Below are 2,469 nucleotides of genomic sequence, written 5' to 3' on the forward strand. Positions count from 1 at the left end.
GGGGGCGGGGTCCCGCCGGGGGCGGTGCCCCCGGCGGTCCGGGCGTGGGCCCACTCCAGCACGTTCAGCAACTGGACCGGGCTCTCGACCAGCGCGTACGTTCCGGGCACAGGTCAGACCTGCGCCGGCTCGCGCTCGGCGCGCTCGGCCACGACGCCCTTGACGCGGCGCAGCTTCTTCATCGGGGCCAGCTCGCCCTCGTAGACCCGCTTCACGCCGTCACCGAGGGACTCCTCGATGGTGCGGATGTCGCGGACGAGGCGGTCCAAGCCCTGCGGCTCGACCGACGCGGCCTGGTCCGAACCCCACATGGCGCGGTCCAGGGTGATGTGGCGCTCGACGAACACGGCGCCGAGGGCGACGGCGGCGAGGGTGGTCTGGAGACCGGTCTCGTGGCCGGAGTAGCCGATCGGCACGTTGGGGTACTCGGCCTGCAGGGTGTGGATCGCCCGCAGGTTGAGCTCCTCGGCCTTGGCCGGGTAGGTCGAGGTGGCGTGGAGCAGCACGATGTTCTCGCTGCCCAGCACCTCCACCGCGTGGCGGATCTGCTGCGGGGTGGACATGCCGGTGGAGAGGATGATCGTCCGGCCGGTGGCGCGCAGGGCGCGCAGCAGCTCGTCGTCGGTCAGCGACGCGGAGGCCACCTTGTGGGCGGGCAGGTCGAACTTCTCCAGGAACTCGACGGCCTCGACGTCCCAGGGGGAGGCGAACCAGTGGATGTTCCGCTTGCGGCAGTAGGCGTCGATGGCGCGGTACTGCTCCTCGTCGAACTCCACGCGGTGGCGGTAGTCGATGTAGGTCATCCGGCCCCAGGGGGTGTCCCGCTCGATGTCCCACTGGTCGCGGGGGGTGCAGATCTCGGGGGTCCGCTTCTGGAACTTGACGGCGTCGCAGCCTGCGTCGGCGGCGGCGTCGATCAGCGCGAAGGCGTTGTCGAGGTCGCCGTTGTGGTTGATGCCGATCTCGCCGGTGACGTAGACCGGGCGGCCGGGACCGACCGGGCGGTCACCGAGGTGGCGGAGACGGACGCCGGCGGCGGTCTGCTGGGTCGGTGCGTTCATGAGGACGTGAGTTCCTTTCCGAGGATCCACGAGGCGATCTCGCGGATCGCGCCGGCCCCTCCGGGCGTGGAGGTGACCGCACGGGCTGCGGCGCGGACGACGTCGTGCGCGCCCGCGACGGCGACGGGCCAGCCGACCAGTCCGAAGCAGGGCAGGTCGTTGACGTCGTTCCCGACGTAGAGCACCCGTTCGGGCGCCACGCCGTTCTCCTCGCACCACTGCTTGAGGGCGAGGTCCTTCCGGTCGATGCCGTGCAGCACGGGGACGCGCAGCTTGCGCGCCCGGGCGGCGACGACCGGGTTCTGTTCCGTGGAGAGGATGAGCAGCGGCAGGCCGGCGCGGCGGAGCGCGGCAATACCGAGGCCGTCGCCGCGGTGCACGGCGACCAGCTCCCTTCCTTCGGAGTCGATCAGCACCCGGTCGTCGGTCTGGGTGCCGTCGAAGTCGATGACCACCGCGTCGATGTCGTCGCGCCGGGGCAGCGGCCCCTGGGCGAACGGCGGTGGGGGGCTGCCGGGGATGCCGTCCAGCAGCGGCGCGAGGGCGCGGGCCCGCGCGAGGTCGTGCGGGTCGTCGATCTCCAGGACGCGCGCGGGGTCGGTGCGCACCAGTTCGGTGCGGCCGAAGAAGCGGTGGCGCTCGGTGCGGAAGCCGTCGGCGCGCATGGCGTAGGCGGCGCCGGTCTCCAGCAGGTCCTCGGGCCGGTCCTGGCGGCGGGGGCGGTACGCCTTGTCGTGGTTGACGCCGTGGCCGCCCGCGCCGCCGCGCGGGGCGCCGGCGGTGTCGCGCCAGAGGAAGCCGTGGAACGGGGCGACCGTCAGCGCGGTGTCGGCGCCGTCCAGGACGGCCCCGGCGACCTTGTCGATGTCGTCGCGGGTGAGGAACGGGCTGGTGCACTGCACCAGCAGCACCACGTCGACGGTGGTCTCGTGGCGCTCCTCGTAGGTGTCGAGCGCGTGGAGCAGCGCGGCCTCGCTGGTCGCGGCGTCGCCGGAGATCTCGGCGGGGCGTTCGACGGACTCGGCGCCGGCGGCGCGGGCGGCGGCGGCTATGCCGGGGTCGTCGGTGGTGACGACGACGGCGCCGGTGTTGCGGGCGCCGAGGCACTCGCGGACGGCGCGCGCCACCAGGGGCACGTCGCCGACCGGCGCGAGGTTCTTGCCGGGCACTCCCTTGGAACCCCCGCGGGCGGGGATCACGGCGAGCACGGTGGTCATGGGTGGGGACGTCCCGTTCGTGTCGGTGGTGGTGGCGGGTGCGCGGCGGCGCTCGGGGCGGCCGGCGGTGCGGCGGGGCCCTCCGGCGGGCGCCGGGGCGGTCACAGCCGCCCCCAGCGGCGGATCAGCGGGGCGACGCGCAGCCGGATCAGCAGCGCGGCGAGGGGGGTGAAGACACGCGTGAAGAAGGC

At 73.8% G+C, this 2,469-nt stretch carries 2 protein-coding genes; both read right to left on the reverse strand.

The window, feature by feature from the left end:
• Positions 1-113: 113 nt before the first annotated feature.
• Positions 114-1,061, reverse strand: coding sequence for an N-acetylneuraminate synthase family protein (locus HCN56_RS25135; protein ID WP_167935640.1), 948 nt, complete (start codon positions 1,059-1,061; stop codon positions 114-116).
• Positions 1,058-2,278, reverse strand: a complete 1,221-nt coding sequence (locus HCN56_RS25140; protein ID WP_167974891.1) for an acylneuraminate cytidylyltransferase — start codon at positions 2,276-2,278, stop codon at positions 1,058-1,060. Before HCN56_RS25140 ends, HCN56_RS25135 begins: the two co-directional genes overlap by 4 nt.
• Positions 2,279-2,469 lie beyond the last annotated feature (191 nt).

It is taken from the genome of Streptomyces lonarensis (genome assembly GCF_012033735.1).
GTDB classification, from domain to species: Bacteria; Actinomycetota; Actinomycetes; order Streptomycetales; family Streptomycetaceae; genus Streptomyces; species Streptomyces lonarensis.

Bases quoted from the DNA above. Each gene is read 5' to 3' on its own strand.
- HCN56_RS25135 (WP_167935640.1), bottom strand. From the start codon at position 1,061: ATGAACGCACCGACCCAGCAGACCGCCGCCGGCGTCCGTCTCCGCCAC.
- HCN56_RS25140 (WP_167974891.1), bottom strand. From the start codon at position 2,278: ATGACCACCGTGCTCGCCGTGATCCCCGCCCGCGGGGGTTCCAAGGGA.